This is a genomic window from Pseudomonas sp. FYR_5 (assembly GCF_043106315.1).
Classification (GTDB): Bacteria; Pseudomonadota; Gammaproteobacteria; order Pseudomonadales; family Pseudomonadaceae; genus Aquipseudomonas; species Aquipseudomonas putida_Y.
In genome coordinates, this window is the sequence record NZ_JBICMK010000058.1 from 1 (window position 1) to 17,341 (window position 17,341).

General features: G+C 61.5%; 18 protein-coding genes. 10 read left to right on the forward strand and 8 right to left on the reverse strand.

What is annotated here, in order from left to right; translation table 11 throughout:
- Nucleotides 1–204 precede the first annotated feature (204 nt).
- Nucleotides 205–1,404 (reverse strand): tyrosine--tRNA ligase, encoded by a 1,200-nt coding sequence (tyrS, locus tag ACF8RA_RS09035; protein ID WP_176683475.1) that lies wholly within the window; start codon nt 1,402–1,404, stop codon nt 205–207.
- Between the two features lie 212 nt (nt 1,405–1,616).
- On the opposite strand from tyrS, the gene ACF8RA_RS09040 reads away from it, so the two are divergent.
- Together ACF8RA_RS09040 and ACF8RA_RS09045 are read left to right on the forward strand one after the other, a co-directional pair.
- Nucleotides 1,617–3,026 carry a peptidoglycan DD-metalloendopeptidase family protein gene (locus ACF8RA_RS09040; RefSeq protein WP_392519091.1) on the forward strand — a complete coding sequence of 470 codons (1,410 nt, stop codon included), beginning with the start codon at nt 1,617–1,619 and terminating at the stop codon, nt 3,024–3,026.
- A 3-nt stretch (nt 3,027–3,029) separates the two neighbouring features.
- Nucleotides 3,030–4,121 (forward strand): anhydro-N-acetylmuramic acid kinase, encoded by a 1,092-nt coding sequence (locus tag ACF8RA_RS09045; protein WP_392519093.1) that lies wholly within the window; start codon nt 3,030–3,032, stop codon nt 4,119–4,121.
- 61 nt (nt 4,122–4,182) lie between these two features.
- On the opposite strand, the gene erpA is transcribed toward ACF8RA_RS09045, so the two are convergent.
- Together erpA and argC are read right to left on the reverse strand one after the other, a co-directional pair.
- Nucleotides 4,183–4,533, reverse strand: coding sequence for an iron-sulfur cluster insertion protein ErpA (gene erpA, locus ACF8RA_RS09050; protein WP_003255511.1), 351 nt, complete (start codon nt 4,531–4,533; stop codon nt 4,183–4,185).
- 146 nt (nt 4,534–4,679) lie between these two features.
- The gene (gene argC / locus ACF8RA_RS09055; protein WP_176683478.1) at nt 4,680–5,714 is read right to left on the reverse strand and encodes an N-acetyl-gamma-glutamyl-phosphate reductase; all 1,035 of its coding nucleotides are present in this window, start codon (nt 5,712–5,714) and stop codon (nt 4,680–4,682) included.
- Nucleotides 5,715–5,855: 141 nt separating this feature from the next.
- On the opposite strand from argC, the gene hemJ reads away from it, so the two are divergent.
- The 6 genes from hemJ (at nt 5,856) to ACF8RA_RS09085 (ending at nt 10,282) form a co-directional block, all read left to right on the forward strand.
- Nucleotides 5,856–6,281, forward strand: a complete 426-nt coding sequence (gene hemJ / locus ACF8RA_RS09060) for a protoporphyrinogen oxidase HemJ (protein ID WP_176683479.1) — start codon at nt 5,856–5,858, stop codon at nt 6,279–6,281.
- A 28-nt stretch (nt 6,282–6,309) separates the two neighbouring features.
- Nucleotides 6,310–7,266: an NAD(P)H-dependent flavin oxidoreductase gene (locus ACF8RA_RS09065; RefSeq protein ID WP_392519095.1), complete on the forward strand. Its 957-nt coding sequence runs from the start codon at nt 6,310–6,312 to the stop codon at nt 7,264–7,266.
- Nucleotides 7,267–7,333: 67 nt separating this feature from the next.
- A complete protein-coding gene (locus ACF8RA_RS09070) occupies nt 7,334–8,116 on the forward strand; it encodes an SDR family NAD(P)-dependent oxidoreductase (RefSeq protein WP_392461662.1) in 783 nt (260 codons plus the stop codon).
- 63 nt (nt 8,117–8,179) lie between these two features.
- Nucleotides 8,180–8,518 (forward strand): histidine triad nucleotide-binding protein, encoded by a 339-nt coding sequence (locus ACF8RA_RS09075; RefSeq protein WP_003255518.1) that lies wholly within the window; start codon nt 8,180–8,182, stop codon nt 8,516–8,518.
- A gap of 65 nt (nt 8,519–8,583) precedes the next feature.
- Complete coding sequence (gene coq7, locus ACF8RA_RS09080; protein ID WP_176683482.1) at nt 8,584–9,231, forward strand: 2-polyprenyl-3-methyl-6-methoxy-1,4-benzoquinone monooxygenase; 648 nt, start codon at nt 8,584–8,586, stop codon at nt 9,229–9,231.
- A 10-nt stretch (nt 9,232–9,241) separates the two neighbouring features.
- Nucleotides 9,242–10,282, forward strand: coding sequence for a DUF2157 domain-containing protein (locus ACF8RA_RS09085; RefSeq protein ID WP_176683483.1), 1,041 nt, complete (start codon nt 9,242–9,244; stop codon nt 10,280–10,282).
- A gap of 77 nt (nt 10,283–10,359) precedes the next feature.
- Here the strand turns inward: ACF8RA_RS09085 and ACF8RA_RS09090 are convergent, their stop codons facing one another.
- Nucleotides 10,360–10,782 carry an OsmC family protein gene (locus ACF8RA_RS09090; protein ID WP_176683484.1) on the reverse strand — a complete coding sequence of 141 codons (423 nt, stop codon included), beginning with the start codon at nt 10,780–10,782 and terminating at the stop codon, nt 10,360–10,362.
- A gap of 191 nt (nt 10,783–10,973) precedes the next feature.
- Here ACF8RA_RS09090 and crp point away from each other — a divergent pair, with 191 nt between their 5' ends.
- Nucleotides 10,974–11,618, forward strand: a complete 645-nt coding sequence (gene crp / locus ACF8RA_RS09095) for a cAMP-activated global transcriptional regulator CRP (RefSeq protein ID WP_176683485.1) — start codon at nt 10,974–10,976, stop codon at nt 11,616–11,618.
- Here crp and ACF8RA_RS09100 read toward each other — a convergent pair.
- The 4 genes from ACF8RA_RS09100 to ACF8RA_RS09115 form a co-directional block, all read right to left on the reverse strand.
- Nucleotides 11,615–12,319, reverse strand: coding sequence for a lipoate--protein ligase family protein (locus ACF8RA_RS09100; RefSeq protein ID WP_209968346.1), 705 nt, complete (start codon nt 12,317–12,319; stop codon nt 11,615–11,617). The genes crp and ACF8RA_RS09100 overlap by 4 nt on opposite strands.
- 136 nt (nt 12,320–12,455) lie before the next feature.
- Nucleotides 12,456–13,289, reverse strand: a complete 834-nt coding sequence (gene trpC / locus ACF8RA_RS09105; protein ID WP_176683487.1) for an indole-3-glycerol phosphate synthase TrpC — start codon at nt 13,287–13,289, stop codon at nt 12,456–12,458.
- Entirely contained in the window at nt 13,286–14,335 is a 1,050-nt protein-coding gene (trpD, locus tag ACF8RA_RS09110) for an anthranilate phosphoribosyltransferase (RefSeq protein ID WP_176683488.1), read from the reverse strand. Before trpD ends, trpC begins: the two co-directional genes overlap by 4 nt.
- Before the next feature lie 9 nt (nt 14,336–14,344).
- On the reverse strand, nt 14,345–14,938 hold the full coding sequence (locus tag ACF8RA_RS09115; protein ID WP_003255531.1) for an aminodeoxychorismate/anthranilate synthase component II: 594 nt from the start codon (nt 14,936–14,938) through the stop codon (nt 14,345–14,347).
- 367 nt (nt 14,939–15,305) lie between these two features.
- On the opposite strand from ACF8RA_RS09115, the gene estP reads away from it, so the two are divergent.
- A complete protein-coding gene (gene estP, locus ACF8RA_RS09120; protein WP_392519098.1) occupies nt 15,306–17,195 on the forward strand; it encodes an esterase EstP in 1,890 nt (629 codons plus the stop codon).
- Nucleotides 17,196–17,341: the final 146 nt, after the last annotated feature.

A 17,341-nucleotide genomic window follows, 5' to 3' on the forward strand; every position in this document is an offset into this window, starting at 1 on the left:
CGTAGGAGCGGGTTTACCCGCGAAGCGCCGCGCGGGCGGCGCTCGATCTCACAGGCACTGCAAGGGTTGTGGCGGACACATCTCACCGCCAACACCCTCTCAAAACAGCCCCCTCCCCCTACAACAGCAACCACCAAACCCCAAAAACAAAGCGGGGAGGCCTACCAGCCTCCCCGCTTCTATATAGCTACACCATCCAGGCAATCACTCAGCCTTGAGGGTAACCCGGCCAAACGACTTCTTGCCCGCCTGGCACACATGGGTAGCACCAAGGACAAACATGAAGTCCTTGTCGACCACTGCACCATCAACTTTCACCGCGCCGCTATTCAGCAAGTCTCGCGCCTGTGCCGAGTTCTTGACCAGACCAGCCCGGTTCAGCACCGCAGCAATTGGCAGGTCTTCCGCCGCAGCCACTTCGATCTCCGGCAAGTCCTCCGGCAGCTCGCCTTCCTTCATACGGTTACCGGCAGCACGGTGAGCACTGGCCGCAGCCTCCTCACCATGGAAGCGCGCCACAATTTCTTCCGCCAACTTGATCTTGATGTCACGCGGGTTGGCGCCGTTGGCGACGTCGGTACGGAACTGCTCGATTTCTTCCATCGAACGGAAGCTCAGCAGCTCGAAGTAACGCCACATCAGGGTATCCGGGATAGACACAAGCTTGCTGTACATCACCCCCGGCGCTTCCTGGATGCCGACATAGTTACCCAGCGACTTGGACATCTTCTTCACGCCGTCGAGCCCTTCGAGCAGTGGCATGGTCACGATGTTCTGCGCTTCCTGACCATAGGCGCGCTGCAGCTCGCGCCCCATCAGCAGGTTGAACTTCTGATCGGTACCACCCAGCTCTACATCCGCCTTCAGCGCCACCGAGTCGTAGCCTTGCACCAGCGGGTAGAGGAACTCGTGGATGGCAATCGGCTGATTGGTGGTGTAGCGCTTGTCGAAGTCGTCACGCTCCAGCATGCGCGCCACAGTGTACTGCGACGCCAGACGAATGAAGTCAGCGGGGGTCAGCTTGTCCATCCAGGTGGAGTTGAACGCGACTTCGGTCTTGGCAGGATCGAGGATCTTGAACACCTGCTGCTTGTAAGTCTCGGCGTTATCCAGCACCTGCTCACGCGTCAGCGGCGGGCGGGTGGCACTTTTGCCACTGGGGTCGCCGATCATGCCGGTGAAATCACCGATAAGGAAGATGACCTGATGACCCAGCTCCTGGAACTGACGCAGCTTGTTGATCAGCACCGTGTGACCAAGGTGCAGGTCAGGTGCAGTCGGGTCGAAGCCAGCCTTGATGCGCAGAGGCTGGCCGCGCTTGAGCTTCTCCACCAGTTCCGACTCGACCAGTACTTCTTCCGCACCGCGCTTGATAAGCGCCAGCTGCTCTTCAACCGACTTCATAGACAAACCCGCAAGGCTCAGATTCAGGGGGAGCCAACCATACAAGATCGGCTGTCAAATACAAGTTTCGCAAAGGAATGTGACCCGGGGACAGGCTTGCGGCGTCTACGCGCCCTTGCGTGAAAATGGATTTGGTTATATTTTATACAGTTATTTCATCTTCATCATGTCATTCATCTTTTCCATTTCACTTTTTCAAAGTCACCTTGCCTATGACCAACGAACCGCCTAAAGCGCCCCCGCTTTATCCGAAAAGCCATCTGTTGGCCGCCAGCGGCATTGCCGCCCTGCTCAGCTTGGCTCTACTGGTATTTCCATCCAGCGAAGTGGAAGCCAAGAAAACCACCCTCAACCTCGAGCTGGAGAGCCCTGCCGAGCAGTTGAAAGACGAGACCCGTGCTGCGGCACTGGTGCAGGCAGAACGCGGGCAAAACTCGCCTTTCGTCCAGATCGAAGACGCAGCCCCCGAGACTCAGAAGGCCGAACAGAAAGCCCCGGCCGCCGAAGCTACCAAAGAACCAGGCCACCGCGAGATCACCGTGGCCCGTGGCGATACACTGTCAACCCTGTTCGCCAAGGTTGGCCTGCCGGCCAATGCAGTGCATGACCTGCTGGCAAGTAACAAGCAGGCCAAGCAGTTCAGCCAGCTCAAGCACGGCCAAGTGCTGCAGTTCGAGCTCGACAAGGATGGCCAACTGGCCAGCCTGAGCAGCAAGGTCAGCAGCCTCGAAACCATTCACCTGACCAAGACTGCCAAGGGCTACACCTTCAATCGTGAAGTCAGCAAGCCGGTGGTGCGTACCGCCTATGCCCACGGTGTGATCAAGAGTTCGCTGTCGGCATCAGCCCAACGCGCCGGCCTGTCCCACAGCATGACCATGAGCCTGGCCCGCGTGCTGGGTTACGACATCGACTTCGCTCAGGATATTCGCCCGGGCGACGAATTCGACGTGGTCTATGAGCAGAAAGTGATAGACGGCAAGGTTGTCGGTACCGGCAATATCCTGTCCGCCCGCTTCACCAACCGCGGCAAGACCTATACCGCCGTGCGCTATACCAACAAGCAGGGCAACACTAGCTACTACACCGCCGACGGCAACAGCCTGCGCAAGGCCTTCATCCGTACCCCGGTCGACTTCGCCCGCATCAGCTCGCGCTTTTCCGCCGGCCGCAAGCACCCGATCCTGAACAAGATCCGCGCCCACAAGGGCGTCGACTACGCAGCTCCCCGCGGTACACCGATCAAGGCAGCTGGTGACGGCCGTATCGAACTGGCCGGTCGCCGAGGCGGCTACGGCAATACCGTGATTATCCAGCACGGTAACCGTTACAAGACGCTGTATGGCCATATGCAAGGCTTCGCCAAGGGCATCAAGACCGGCAGCACGGTCAAGCAGGGCCAGATCATTGGCTATATCGGCACCACTGGCCTGTCTACCGGCCCACACCTGCACTACGAGTTTCAGGTCAACGGCGTGCACGTCGATCCGCTGAGTCAGAAAGTGCCGATGGCCGACCCGATCGCCAGAAACGAGCGCCAGCGCTTCTTGCAGCAGAGCCAACCACTGATTGCCCGTATGGACCAGGAAAAGGCAACTCTGCTCGCAGCGAACAAGCGCTAAGCCATGGCGCTCTATCTGGGGGTGATGTCCGGCACCAGCCTTGATGGCCTGGACATTGCCCTGGTCGAACAAGACGAGCAGCTTGAGCTGCTCGCCACCCATTACCTGCCAATGCCCAACGACTTGCGTCAGGAGCTGCTTGCCCTGTGCAGCAGCGGCCCTGACGAGATCGCACGTGCGGCGCTGGCAGAAAACCGCTGGGCTAGCCTGGCAGGCGAAGGTATCCACCAATTGCTGGCTCGCCAAGGCCTGAAGGCGGAAGCCATCCGCGCCATTGGCAGCCACGGCCAGACCATCCGCCACGAGCCGGCACGTGGTTTTACCGTGCAGATCGGCAACCCGGCGCTGCTCGCCGAGCTTACTGGCATCAGTGTGGTCGCCGACTTCCGCCGCCGCGATGTGGCAGCCGGCGGCCAAGGCGCGCCGCTGGTGCCTGCCTTCCACGAAACCCTGTTCAGCCACCTTGGCCAGCGACTGGCAATCCTGAACGTGGGCGGCTTCAGCAACCTGAGCCTGATCGAACACGATAAACCGGTCCACGGCTTCGACTGTGGCCCGGGTAATGTGCTGCTGGACGCCTGGATCGAGCGAAAACTTGGCCAGGCCTACGATACCGATGGTGCCTGGGCTGCCTCAGGGGTTGTGCAAGCCGGCTTGCTCAACGCGTTGCTCAGCGACCCGTTCTTCGCCGGCAGCGGCCCGAAGAGCACCGGCCGCGAGGTATTCAACCTGCCTTGGCTGGATGCTCACCTGGCCCGCCTACCCGTTTACCGCGACGAAGACGTACAGGCAACACTGCTGGAGCTGACCGCTCGCAGCATCATCGAGTCGTTGAGCAACGCCCAGCAAGCCACTGAAGCGCTTCTTGTATGTGGTGGTGGCGCACGTAACGGTGCGCTGATGGCCCGCCTCGGTCAGTTGTTACCCGAAGCCCATGTCGCCAGCACTGGCGCCCATGGTGTGGACCCGGATTGGGTCGAGGCCATGGCCTTTGCCTGGCTGGCCCATTGCTGCCTGGAAGGCATCGCTGCCAACCGCCCCACCGTTACTGCCGCCAAAGGGTTGCGCATACTGGGCGCGATCTACCCGGCATGACCGCTTCGCCAGAAAGCAAAACGCCGCGCAATTGCGCGGCGTTTTGCTTTCTGGCGAAGCCTCAGATCGAGAACGACGAGCCGCAACCACAGGTGGTGGCGGCATTCGGATTCTTGATAACGAAACGCGAACCTTCCAGGCCTTCCTGGTAGTCCACTTCGGCGCCGGCCAGGTACTGGAAGCTCATCGGGTCGACCACCAGGGAAACGCCCTCGCGCTCGACGATGGTGTCATCTTCGGCCACATCTTCATCAAACGTAAAGCCATACTGGAAGCCCGAGCAACCACCACCGGTCACGAACACCCGCAGTTTCAGACGTTCATTGCCTTCCTCATTGACCAGGTTTTTCACCTTCTGGGCTGCCCCATGGGTGAACTCCAGGCCGGTAGGGGTGAAGGTTTCGACACTCATGTTGATTCTCCCGGCGCGGTAGCCGCCATAAAACTCGATGACGCGCATTATCCGCTTTCCCGAGAAAATCGGTCAAGAATTGTGCGGCTTTAGTCGCGACATACAAAAAGGCCCGCACGACGCGGGCCTTTTCGAACGCTGGCTGCTTACGGCAGCAAGCCGGCATGGGCCAGGCCCATGCGCTCATCCAGGCCGAACAGAATGTTGAGGTTCTGTACCGCCTGGCCGGAGGCGCCCTTGACCAGGTTGTCGATCACCGACAGCACCACCACCAGGTCACCACCCTGCGGACGATGAACCGCAATGCGACAAACGTTGGCGCCGCGCACGCTGCGGGTTTCCGGATGGCTGCCAGCTGGCATCACGTCGACGAACGGTTCGTCGGCGTAGCGCTTCTCGTACAGCGCCTGCAGGTCGACCGAGGTATCGACCACATTCGCGTACAGGGTGGCATGGATGCCGCGGATCATCGGCGTCAGATGCGGCACGAAAGTCAGCCCGATGTCCTTGCCCGCGGCCAGGCGCAAGCCTTGGCTGATCTCCGGCAGGTGGCGATGGCCCTTCACCGCGTATGCTTTCATGCTTTCGCCGGCTTCGCAGAACAGCGAGCCCACTGCCGCACCACGGCCTGCACCGCTGACGCCCGACTTGCAGTCGGCGATCAGGCGCGACGGGTCAGCCAGCCCTGCTTCCAGCAGCGGCAGGAAGCCCAGCTGGGTGGCGGTCGGATAGCAACCCGGCACAGCGATCAGGCGAGCCTGGCGGATCTTCTCGCGGTTGACTTCAGGCAGGCCATACACAGCGTCCTTGAGCAGCTCTGGCGCGCCATGGGGCTGACCGTACCACTTGCCCCACTCGGCCGCATCCTGCAGGCGGAAGTCGGCCGACAGGTCGATCACCTTGGTACCGGCCGCCAGCAGCTCACCAGCCAGGGCGTGGGCAACACCATGCGGCGTGGCGAAGAACACCACATCGCAGGCAGCCAAAGCCTTGCTGTCCGGTACGCTGAACGCCAGCCCGTCATAGTGGCCGCGCAGGTTCGGGTACATGTCCGCCACCGCCACGCCCGCCTCGGAGCGCGAAGTGATGACCGCCACTTCGGCCTGTGGATGCTGTGCCAGCAGACGCAACAGTTCGACGCCGGTGTAACCCGTGCCGCCGACGATACCGACCTTGATCATAACGCTTGCCCCTTATCAACGAGCCGTCTGGAAAGCGCACGATAATAGGGGCGCGGGGCGCCTGTAACAACTCTTCGGGTGACCCTTCGGGCGCTTGACCACTACTATCTGACGACCGTGATTACCTGAAGGAACTCCTCCATGCTTTACCTATGGATCAAAGCGCTGCATATCGTCAGCGTGGTCTGCTGGTTCGCCGGCCTGTTCTACCTGCCCAGGCTGTTCGTCTACCACGCCCAGAGCCAGGACAGCATCAGCCAGGATCGCTTCGTGACCATGGAGCGCAAGCTGTACCGCGGCATCATGAACCCGGCGATGATCGCCACCTACGTTTTTGGCATCTGGATGCTGTACCTCACCCCCGGCTGGCTGAGCCAGGGATGGCTGCATGCCAAGCTCACCCTGGTCATCCTGCTGACCGGCTACCATCACGTGTGCGGTGCCCAGCGCAAACGCTTCGCCAACGGCACCAACACCCGCAGCCATGTCTACTATCGCTGGTTCAACGAAGTGCCCGTGCTGATCCTGCTGGCTATCGTAATTCTGGTGGTGGTGAAACCGTTCTGACATAGCCACCCGCTCAAGGAGCCTTGCCATGTCGCTACCTGCCTCGCTCGAACAACGCCTGCGGCTGCCCGTGGTTGCTGCGCCGATGTTCCTCATCTCCAACCCCCAACTGGTGCTGGCCTGCTGCGCCAACGGCGCGGTTGGCAGTTTCCCGGCCCTGAACCAACGCGATAGCGCGGGCTTCAAGGCCTGGCTGGAAGAGATCGAGGCTGGCCTGGCTCAACTGCAGGCGCCAGCGCCCTACGCCGTCAACCTGATCGTCCACCCGACCAACCCGCGCCTGCAGGCCGACCTAGCCTTGTGCGTGGAGCACCGGGTGCCGATCGTCATCACCAGCCTGGGCGCGGTGAAGGAAGTGGTCGATGCCGTACACAGCTACGGCGGCCTGGTGTTTCATGATGTCACCACCCGCCGGCATGCCGAAAAGGCCGCCGAAGCTGGTGTCGATGGCCTTATCGCCGTCGCCGCAGGCGCGGGCGGCCATGCCGGCACCTGGAGCCCGTTCGCCCTGGCCGCAGAAATTCGCCAGTTCTTCGACAAGACCCTGCTGCTGGCTGGCTGCATTAACCACGGCCACGAAATCCTGGCCGCACAACTGCTGGGGGCGGACCTGGCGTACATGGGCACGCGCTTCATCGCCACCACAGAAAGCCAGGCTCAGGGCGCCTACAAACAGATGCTGCTGGATGCCCATGCCGCCGACATCATCCACACACCCGTGGTGTCCGGTATCCCCGCCAGCTTCCTGCGTCAGAGCCTGGAGCAGGCCGGCTACGACATGAACGCCCTCAAGGGGGGGCACGTGCAAGGCAAGCTCAAGCCGATCGATGACGAAGCCAAGGCCTGGAAGACCGTATGGTCAGCGGGCCAGGGCGTCGGAGCCATCCATGACCTGCCCAGCGCCAGCGCATTGATCGAGCGCCTGCATGGCGAGTACCGACAAACCCTGGAACGCTGCCAGGTTTTGCGGGACCGCGCCCTGTAGCAAAAGGCAACACCTTGCACGGGCAAGTTGTACACTAGGCGCCCTCTTCCGCCCCCAGGAGCCTTGCATGACCCGTTACGCCATGATCACTGGTGCTTCCAGCGGCCTGGGCCTGGCCTTGGCGGAAGCGCTGGCACGGCGCGGGCGCAACCTGATCCTGGTGGCACGCCAACGAGAAACGCTGGAGCCTGTCGCCATGGAGCTGACCCAGCGTTTCGGTGTCGAGGTGCTGTTCCGCGCCTGCGACCTCAGCCAGCCGTTGCGCCTTTCAGGCTTCGTGCTAGAGCTGGAAGAAGGTGAGCGGCGTATCGATTTGCTGGTCAACTGCGCGGGCTTGCGCACCTATGGGCCGTTCCTGGCCCATGAATGGGCAGACGAACAAGACCTGCTGGAGGTCAACGTGCTGGCCCTGAGCCGCCTGTGCCACGCCATCGGTAACCTGATGGCTGTGCAGGGTGGCGGGCAGATTCTCAACGTCGCCGGCCTGGCCGGGGTGGCGCCTGGCCCATGGATGGCCGCCTATGCCGCTAGCAAGGCCTACGTGTTGAGCTTTTCCCAGGCCCTGCGCGAAGAACTCAAGCGCACCGGCATCAAGGTCTCTGTACTGTGCCCTGGCCCAGTACGTTCCGCACGCCGGCGCATTGCGCGGCTAGATGGCAAGTCGCGCTGTCTCAGCGCCGAGGAAGTGGCGCTGTACACCGTACGGGCGCTGGACAAGAACCGCGCACTGATCATGCCCGGCCGGCGCAACCGCTGGCTGGCGTTCGCCCCGCGTTTGCTGCCGCGCTGGCTGGTGCGCAAGCTGGCTGGGGCCATCCACCGCCGCTATTGCCCCATCGGTATGGAATAGCCACTGGGCGAGCGGCGCCCGGCTGAGTACACTCGGCCCGACCCTCACCATGGAGCAAGTGCTGTGGACGATCTATTCCTCAAAATCATCAACCGGGAAATCCCGGCAGATATCATCTATGAAGACGACCAGATCCTGGCCTTCAAGGACATTGCACCCGCGGCACCGGTACATTTTCTGGTCATCCCGAAAAAGCACATTCGCACCCTCAATGACCTGACCGAAGAAGACAAGGCCCTGGCTGGCCACATCTTGTTCACCGCCCAGCGCCTGGCTGTCGAACAAGGCTGCGAGGAAGGTTTCCGCGTGGTCATGAACTGCAACCCCAAAGGCGGCCAGACCGTCTACCACATCCATATGCACGTGCTTGGCCAGCGCCAGATGAACTGGCCGCCGGGCTGACCCACGGCAAGCGACCCCGCCGCTATTGCGGTAAACTGTCGGGCACATTCTTGCGGAGGTGCCCGATGGCTACCGAACGTCACTACTCGCCGCTCGACCGCTTGTTGCTGCAGGCCGATACTGCCATGCGCACCTTGCTGCCATTCAGCGGCCAACCCGCCCGGCCATCGCCGGCCATCGTCCAGCCAGATGCCGACCTGGACGAGCAACAGGCCCGTCATATTGCCGGGCTGATGCGCATCAACCATACCGGTGAAGTCTGCGCCCAGGCGCTGTACCAAGGCCAGGCCCTGACCGCCAAGCTCCCGGAAGTGCGCAAGGCCATGGAGCATGCCGCCGAGGAAGAAGTGGATCACCTGGCCTGGTGCGAACAGCGCATTCGCCAGCTGAACAGCCACCCGAGCGTGCTCAACCCGCTGTTCTACGGCATGTCGTTCGGCATCGGCGCACTCGCCGGACTGGTCAGCGACAAGGTCAGCCTGGGCTTCGTCGCCGCTACCGAACATCAGGTGTGCAAGCACCTCGACGAGCACCTGGAGCAATTGCCGCACGAAGATGAAAAATCCCGAGCCATTCTCGAGCAAATGCGCATTGACGAAGAGCAACACGCCGAGTCTGCACTGGAAGCCGGTGGTTATCGCTTTCCGGCCCCCGTCCGCTTTGGCATGAGCTTGCTGGCCAAGGTCATGACCAAGAGCACATACCGCATCTGAAGGTATCACCATGACGGATCGATTCGACGCCAAGGACCTGGCGCGCGCCGTGCAAGCAGGCATTCTCCAGCCGGGTCAGGATCAAAGCCTGCTGGCATTCCTGCGCCAGCAACCCGCACCTCGTGGCAGCTTCCAGCTGGCCCATGTTGCCTTCTACTTTGGCGCCATGCTGATCATGGCGGCCATGGGCTGGTTGCTCACCGAGGCCTGGATGAGCCTCGGTGACGGCGCGCTGTTGATCATCGCCAGCCTCTACATCCTGCTGATCACCTTGCTCGCCCTCAATCTGCAGCGCCGCGCCCAACCCGTCGCTGCTGGCGTACTGGCTGCCGTTGCAGTCAGCATCGTGCCGCTGGCGGTATTCGCTATCGAACGCATGTTCGGCTGGTGGCCACTGGACGATACGCAGGCCGACTACCATCAGTACTACACCTACGTGCAGGGCGGCTGGCTGGCGATGGAAGCAGCCACGGTGCTTGCCGGCCTGCTAATGCTGCGGTTGATCCCCTACCCGTTCGTCGTCATGCCAGTAGCCGTGGCCTTGTGGTTCATGTCGATGGACCTTAGCGAGTGGTTCTTCGGCTCCCCGTTCAGCTGGGAGCAGCGCCGCCACGTATCACTGTGGTTTGGGTTGGGCTTGCTGGTGGTTTTCGTCGTGATAGACGGCCGCACGCGTGAAGACTACGCCCGTTGGGGTTATCTGGCCGGGCTGGCAGCATTCTGGGGCGGGTTGACGCTGCTGGACAGCGGCAGTGAGTTGGGCAAGGCCCTGTACTGCCTGATCAACATTGCGCTGATGGGCATGGCGGTGCTGCTGCGCCGGCCGGTGTTCATGGTGTTTGGTGCGCTGGGAGTGGCCGCTTACCTGGGGTACCTAGCGTATGAGGTGTTTGCCCAGTCGCTACTGTTCCCAGTGGTGGTGACCTTTATCGGGCTGGGGGTTATCTGGCTTGGGCTGATTTACCAGAAGCACCGGGAGCGGATGAGCCAGGCGCTAAGAAGCAGTCTTCCGCAATGGCTGCGGATGGCCCTTCCGGCCCTGCGCAACTGAAGGCCGCCCTGGGCCAGATGTGGGAGCGGGTTCACCCGCTCCCACAAGGGCTGCAAAGCGGCGCCGGAATCTCAGCCTTAACCCAGCTCCACGATTTCATACCCATGGGTAATCTCAACCCCGGCACGCTCAAGCATGATCGAAGCCGAGCAGTACTTTTCCGCCGACAGCTCCACCGCCCGCTTGACCTGCGCTTCTTTCAGCCCACGCCCCTTCACCACGAAGTTCATATGAATCTTGGTGAACACCTTCGGGTCTTCGTTTGCGCGCTCCGCCTCAAGAAATGCCTCGCAGCTTTCCACTGCCTGGCGCGACTTCTTCAGGATGCTCACCACGTCAAAGCTGCTGCAGCCACCCAGGCCCAGCAACAGCATTTCCATCGGTCGCACGCCCAGGTTGCGGCCGCCGGCCTCGGGCGGGCCGTCCATCACGACGACATGGCCGCTCCCCGATTCGCCGAGGAACATTGCCTCACCGGCCCACTGGATACGTGCCTTCATCTACCCGGACTCCTGATTTTCGGAAAAGGGTGTCAGCTTAGACCTTGTGCGGCTGTGGGAAAAGCAGGAGATGTGTCGGTTTAGTACCGAAACATCCTGTAGTGTCTGATAAGCTGGCGCCAAATGACTGGCGCTTTCCGTCAGCCAACCTCTATACAAAGCCTATGCGTCATATCGAACAGGATTTCGTGATGGTTGCCTCCGCCCTACCCGCCAAGATAAAGAACATCGACAAGCTGCTGGTACACTGCCAGCGCCGCCGCTACACCGCCAAAAGCAACATCATCTGCGCCGGCGACCGGGCCGAGACACTGTCGTTCATCATCAAGGGTTCGGTCACCATCCTCATCGAGGACGACGACGGCCATGAAATGATCATTGCCTACCTCAACAATGGCGATTTCTTTGGCGAGCTAGGCCTGTTCGAGCCCATTGATGGCGAACAGCAGCGCAGTGCCTGGGTACGCGCCAAGACCGAATGTGAAGTGGCCGAAATCAGCTACGAGAAATTTCGCGAACTGGCGCGCCAGGACCCTGAAATCCTCTACGCCCTGGGTAGCCAGATGGCCCAGCGCCTGCGCAACACTACCCGCAAGGTTGGCGACTTGGCATTTTTCGACGTGACCGGGCGAGTTGCCCGTTGCCTGCTGGAACTGTGCAAGCAGCCGGACGCCATGACCCACCCCGATGGCATGCAAATCAAGATTACCCGTCAGGAAATAGGCCGAATCGTCGGTTGCTCTCGGGAAATGGTCGGCCGCGTTCTAAAGGACTTGGAGGAACGCAGCCTGGTGCAGGTCAAGGGCAAGACCATGGTGGTCTACGGTACCCGCTAGTCCTTGGGCAACTCGGCCAGTACCTTGGCGTAGGCCTGCGAAAGGCGCTCGAACCAGGGTGCTGCCGGCGCGACTTCGTGCAAGGCGATGTGCGCATCAGCGCGACAGCGTTGCTCCAGCTCGCAGCACTCGTTGAAGCGGTTGACCGCCGCCACCATCGACTCACGCTCGTTGTCCAGCAACAGCGCACCGTGTACCAGCACCACCGGGCGCTTGCCACCCAGGCCCTGACGCCAGCGCTGGGCAGTACCCACCAGTTTGCGGCCATTGAGGTTGACGTTGTAGCGGCCATCGCAGAAGGCCCCGTCGATTTCCCCGACGGACGCTACCCCGCCCCACTCGCGCAGCACATCGCACAGCGGCAGACACAGGCGCTCGTAGGCATTTTCGATACGGCCGTGGTCACCTTCACTGCGCGGCGCGGCGTAGACCAGTGCAACGTTCACCGTCGAATGCGACTGAGGTACCGGCTCACCGCCGGTTTCTCGCAGCAGCACCGGCCAGCCAGCAATAGCCAATTCCGCGCAGGCGACTTCAAAGTTGCCCAGCCGGCTCATGCGCCGAGGCATGACCAGAGCGTGGTCGGTCGGACGCCAGAACAGCACACCACTCTCGCGTTCGCCGCGGCAGACGGCGGCCAGCAGTTCCTGCTCCGCGTGCAGGCCCTGTTCGACAGTCAGGGCCAGGGGTTGATCGGTCATTGATCCACCTATGATGTTGATTTAACCGGTCTCTTCGCGGGTAAACCCGCTCCTACAACAGCGCGTGTAGCGGGCTTGCCCGCGAAGAGGCCATTACAGGTACAAAAAAGCCGGCAAAAACGCCGGCTTCATTTGATCAGTCCAGGTGCTGAACAGTCTTCTTCACCTGCTCGGGGAAGAACAGCCGCTGTAATTCCAGGCCAGGGTGCTCGGCGCGCATGAACGCCTCCCCCACCAGGAACGAGTAAACCTCGTTGATTGCCATCAGCTCCACATCGGCCCGGTTGAGAATACCGCTTTCGGTAATCGCCAGACGGTCACGCGGAATGCGCGGCAGCAGATCAAGGGTGGTTTCCAGGCTGACCTCGAAGGTGTGCAGATTGCGGTTGTTCACCCCCACCAGCGGCGTATCCAGGGTTTTCAGCGCGCGCTCCAGTTCATCGCCATCGTGCACTTCCACCAGCACGTCGAGGCCGACGTCCTTGGCAGTGGCGGCCAGTTCAGCCATCTTCACGTCGTCCAGCGCCGACACGATCAGCAGTACGCAATCTGCCCCCAGGGCCCGGGCTTCGACGATCTGGTAAGGGTCGACCATGAAGTCCTTGCGGATCACCGGCAGCGAAACCGCTGCGCGGGCCTGCTGCAAGTACTCATCGGCACCCTGGAAATAATCGACATCGGTCAGCACCGACAGGCAGGTGGCCCCGCCCTTCTCGTAGCTGACCGCGATTTCCGCCGGCACGAAGTGCTCACGGATCACGCCCTTGCTTGGCGAAGCCTTCTTGATTTCGGCAATCACCGCTGGCTGCTTGCGCTTGGCCTGCTCGATCAGCGCGTTGGCGAAGCCACGCGGGGCGTCGGCGGCCTTGGCCAGGCTCTCCAGCTCGGCGAAGCTGACGCGTGCACTGCGCTCGGCCACTTCCTGAAATTTGCGGGCAATGATCCTTTCCAGCACCGTCGGCACACTCATGCTTCGTTCTCCACCTTGAATACTGCAGTAAAGGCGCCCAATTCCTGCAACTTCTCCCAGGCCAGGCCGGTGTGCAGTACATCATGGGCCAGTTCTACACCGGCTTTCAGGCTCATGGCATGGTCAGCGGCATACAGTGCCGCGCCAGCATTAAGCACGATCATCTCGGCGGCCTTCTGACCGTTCTCGGTCTTGCGCCGACCCAGCGCATCGCGAATCAGCTCCAGCGAAGCCTGCGGGCTCTCGACTGCCAAGCCATGAAGGCTCTGACTCTTAATGCCGAGGTCTTCCGGCTCGACCCAATATTCAGTGATCTCGTCGTTTTTCAGTTCGGCGACGAAGGTGGGTGCCGCCAGGCTGAACTCGTCCAGTCCATCCTTCGAGTGCACTACCAGCACATGCTTGCTACCCAGCCGCTGCAGCACCTCAGCCAGCGGGCGGCAAAGGGTTTGCGCGAACACACCGACCACCTGGTGCTTCACTCCGGCCGGATTCGTAAGCGGGCCGAGCATATTGAACAGGGTGCGCAACCCCAGTTCTCGACGCGGGCCTGCGGCGTGTTTCATGGCCGAGTGGTGACTTTGCGCGAACATGAAGCCGATGCCCAGGCTGTCGATGCAGCGCGCCACTTGAGTTGGCGTCAGGTTCAGGTAGATGCCGGCAGCTTCCAGCAGGTCGGCACTGCCGCTCTTGCCCGATACTGCGCGGTTACCATGCTTGGCCACCGGGCAGCCCGCCGCCGCCAGGACGAAGGACGAAGCGGTGGATACGTTGAAGATGTTGGCGCCGTCACCGCCAGTACCGACAATGTCGACGACACCATCAAGGCTTTGCAGCTCGACCTTTTCGGCCAGTTCACGCATCACCGACACCGCACCGACAATTTCGTCGATGCTTTCGCTTTTCATGCGCATGCCCATCAGGAAGGCACCTATCTGCGCCTCGCTGCACTGACCGGTCATGATCTGGCGCATGACCTGGCGCATTTCTTCGGTAGTAAGGTCCAGTTGGCCGACGATACGGCTCAACGCACTCTTGATATCCATGTTCGATCCTTAGCGGCGGCCGCCGGTCTGCTTGAGGAAATTGGCGAACAGTTCGTGGCCCTGCTCGGTCAGGATCGACTCAGGGTGGAATTGCACCCCTTCGATATTCAGCGTCTTGTGGCGCAGGCCCATGATCTCATCGACCGAACCGTCAGCATGGGAGGTCCAGGCGGTAACTTCCAGGCAGTCGGGCAAGGTTTCACGCTTTACCACCAGCGAGTGGTAACGGGTCACGGTCAGCGGGTTGTTAAGGCTGGCGAACACGCCCAGGTCGCGGTGATATACCGGGCTGGTCTTGCCATGCATGACCTGGCGTGCACGAACAACGTCGCCGCCAAAGGCCTGCCCGATTGACTGGTGGCCCAGGCATACGCCAAGGATTGGCAACTTCCCGGCGAAATGCAGGATGGCCTCGATGGACACGCCTGCCTCACTTGGAGTGCACGGCCCCGGGGATACGACGATGCGCTCAGGGTTGAGGGCCTCGATCTGGGCGATTGTCATTTCGTCATTGCGAATGACCTTCACCTCGGCACCCAGCTCGCCAAGGTACTGAACGACGTTGTAAGTGAATGAGTCGTAATTGTCGATCATCAGTAACATGGTGTTAAACCTCTTGAATCTACTGACTTCATGATTCGAACCTTCCAGCACCAGCCACAGGCGCGGCTTTGCCACAACGGGCGGTAAACGAGAAGGCAAACGGGGACGGGCCGGGCGGGCCGGCAGGAGATAAAGTCAGGCGCGCCAACGCCAACGGGCGTGGGCCTTGATTACGCGCATCAAGAGTTTGCTGACGATCAACACAGGATAGGTCTCGCTCATACGTCCCGGCACAGTAGCCTACCGGGACGACGGGCGCAATATGCCTGTAAACACGGGGAAACGAATGGACTTGGGAGGGAAGCACGACGATTTGCTAAGGTCGATGGGGTTGTCCTGATAAAAACAAAGAAAAGGATGTTCCATGATGCGAAAAGCCCCGTTATTGCGCTTTACCCTCGCTTCACTGGCCCTGGCCTGTTGCCAGGCGTTGGCCGGCCCTTCGCCCTATTCAACCCTCATCGTGTTTGGCGACAGCCTCGCCGATGCAGGGCAGTTTCCCGACCTGAGCGGCGGTACCCCAGGCGCGCGTTTCACCAACCGCGATGCCAACGGTAACTTCGCTCCGGTGTCACCGATGATCCTCGGTGGCCGCCTGGGCGTCGCGCCAGGCGACCTTAACCCGTCGACATCCATAGGCATCCAGCCCGATGGTAATAACTGGGCAGTTGGTGGGTACACCACCCAACAGATCCTGGACTCGATCACGACAACGTCCGAGACCGTCATCCCACCAGGAAACCCCAATGCCGGGTTGGTGCTGCGCGAGCGCCCCGGCTACCTGGCCAACGGCCTGCGCGCCGACCCAAATGCCTTGTATTACCTGACAGGTGGCGGTAACGACTTCCTGCAGGGCCTGGTGAATAGCCCGGCCGACGCCGTAGTCGCCGGCGCCCGCCTGGCTGCCAGCGCCCAAGCCCTTCAGCAAGGAGGCGCGCGCTACATCATGGTCTGGCTGCTACCTGACCTCGGCCAAACGCCCAATTTCAGCGGCACGCCACAGCAAAACCCACTGTCACTGCTCTCCGCTGCGTTCAACCAGTCACTGATCAGCCAGCTAGGGCAGATCGATGCCCAGATCATTCCACTGAACATTCCTACGCTGTTGAGCGAGGCGCTGGCCAGCCCCAGTCAGTTCGGCCTGGCCAGCGACCAGAACCTGGTCGGCACCTGCTACAGCGGCGATAGCTGCGTGGAAAACCCGGTGTACGGGATCAACGGCACAACGCCAGACCCGACCAAACTGCTGTTCAACGACTCGGTCCACCCGACCATCGCGGGTCAGCAGCTGATTGCCGATTACGCCTACTCGATCCTCGCAGCCCCCTGGGAACTGACCCTGCTACCGGAAATGGCCCACGCCAGCCTGCGGGCTCACCAGGATGAGTTGCGTAATCAGTGGCAGACGCCTTGGCAAGCAGTTGGTCAATGGCAAGCCTTTGTCGCCAGCGGCGCTCAGGACCTGGACTTCGACGGCCAGCACAGCGCGGCCAGCGGTGACGGCCGCGGCTACAACCTGACCGTGGGCGGCAGCTATCGCCTGAACGACGCCTGGCGCCTGGGCCTGGCCGGCGGTGCGTACCGGCAGAAGCTGGAAGCCGGTGAACAGGACTCGGACTACAAGCTGAACAGCTATATGGCCAGTGCCTTTGCCCAGTACCGCCAGGACCGCTGGTGGGCCGACGCGGCGCTGACCGCCGGGCACCTGGACTACAGCGACCTCAAGCGTACGTTCGCCCTGGGCGTGAATGACCGCAGTGAAAAAGGCGACACCGACGGCGAAGCCTGGGCATTGTCCGGGCGGCTGGGCTACAACCTGGCGGCCGACACCAGCAACTGGCAGTTGGCACCGTTCATCAGTGCCGACTATGCGCGGGTGAAGGTGGATGGCTACGACGAGAAGAGCGGGCGCTCGACGGCGCTTGGCTTCGATGACCAGGAGCGCACGTCACGCCGCCTGGGCGTGGGGCTGCTGGGCAGTGTGCAGGTACTGCCAGGTACCCGGCTTTTCGCCGAGGTGGCTCAGGAGCATGAGTTCGAGGACGACGACCAGGATGTGACGATGCACCTGACCAGCTTGCCGGCAAATGACTTCACCCTGACCGGGTATACACCGCACAGCGACCTGACCCGGGCGAGCCTGGGCGTAAGCCATGAACTGGTGGCGGGGGTGCATTTGCGCGGGAACTACAACTGGCGCAAGAGTGATGAGTTGACGCAGCAGGGCATTAGCGTGGGGGTTAGCGTGGACTTCTAAATTGCTGGGGGCCGCTTTGCGGCCCATTCGCGGGTAAACCCGCTCCTACGCCAGCCTCGTATGCCTGAGGCTTGCGCAACCCTTGTAGGAGCGGGTTTACCCGCGAATACGGTGGCGGCGGCAACGGTGAACGGCAGGTAGAAATT

Excerpts from the sequence above, each read along its gene's own strand:
- tyrS (WP_176683475.1), bottom strand. The coding sequence starts at position 1,404 with ATGAAGTCGGTTGAAGAGCAGCTGGCGCTTATCAAGCGCGGTGCGGAA.
- ACF8RA_RS09040 (WP_392519091.1), top strand. The coding sequence starts at position 1,617 with ATGACCAACGAACCGCCTAAAGCGCCCCCGCTTTATCCGAAAAGCCAT.
- ACF8RA_RS09045 (WP_392519093.1), top strand. The coding sequence starts at position 3,030 with ATGGCGCTCTATCTGGGGGTGATGTCCGGCACCAGCCTTGATGGCCTG.
- erpA (WP_003255511.1), bottom strand. The coding sequence starts at position 4,533 with ATGAGTGTCGAAACCTTCACCCCTACCGGCCTGGAGTTCACCCATGGG.
- argC (WP_176683478.1), bottom strand. The coding sequence starts at position 5,714 with ATGATCAAGGTCGGTATCGTCGGCGGCACGGGTTACACCGGCGTCGAA.
- hemJ (WP_176683479.1), top strand. The coding sequence starts at position 5,856 with ATGCTTTACCTATGGATCAAAGCGCTGCATATCGTCAGCGTGGTCTGC.
- ACF8RA_RS09065 (WP_392519095.1), top strand. The coding sequence starts at position 6,310 with ATGTCGCTACCTGCCTCGCTCGAACAACGCCTGCGGCTGCCCGTGGTT.
- ACF8RA_RS09070 (WP_392461662.1), top strand. The coding sequence starts at position 7,334 with ATGACCCGTTACGCCATGATCACTGGTGCTTCCAGCGGCCTGGGCCTG.
- coq7 (WP_176683482.1), top strand. The coding sequence starts at position 8,584 with ATGGCTACCGAACGTCACTACTCGCCGCTCGACCGCTTGTTGCTGCAG.
- ACF8RA_RS09085 (WP_176683483.1), top strand. The coding sequence starts at position 9,242 with ATGACGGATCGATTCGACGCCAAGGACCTGGCGCGCGCCGTGCAAGCA.
- ACF8RA_RS09090 (WP_176683484.1), bottom strand. The coding sequence starts at position 10,782 with ATGAAGGCACGTATCCAGTGGGCCGGTGAGGCAATGTTCCTCGGCGAA.
- crp (WP_176683485.1), top strand. The coding sequence starts at position 10,974 with ATGGTTGCCTCCGCCCTACCCGCCAAGATAAAGAACATCGACAAGCTG.
- ACF8RA_RS09100 (WP_209968346.1), bottom strand. The coding sequence starts at position 12,319 with ATGACCGATCAACCCCTGGCCCTGACTGTCGAACAGGGCCTGCACGCG.
- trpC (WP_176683487.1), bottom strand. The coding sequence starts at position 13,289 with ATGAGTGTGCCGACGGTGCTGGAAAGGATCATTGCCCGCAAATTTCAG.
- trpD (WP_176683488.1), bottom strand. The coding sequence starts at position 14,335 with ATGGATATCAAGAGTGCGTTGAGCCGTATCGTCGGCCAACTGGACCTT.
- ACF8RA_RS09115 (WP_003255531.1), bottom strand. The coding sequence starts at position 14,938 with ATGTTACTGATGATCGACAATTACGACTCATTCACTTACAACGTCGTT.
- estP (WP_392519098.1), top strand. The coding sequence starts at position 15,306 with ATGCGAAAAGCCCCGTTATTGCGCTTTACCCTCGCTTCACTGGCCCTG.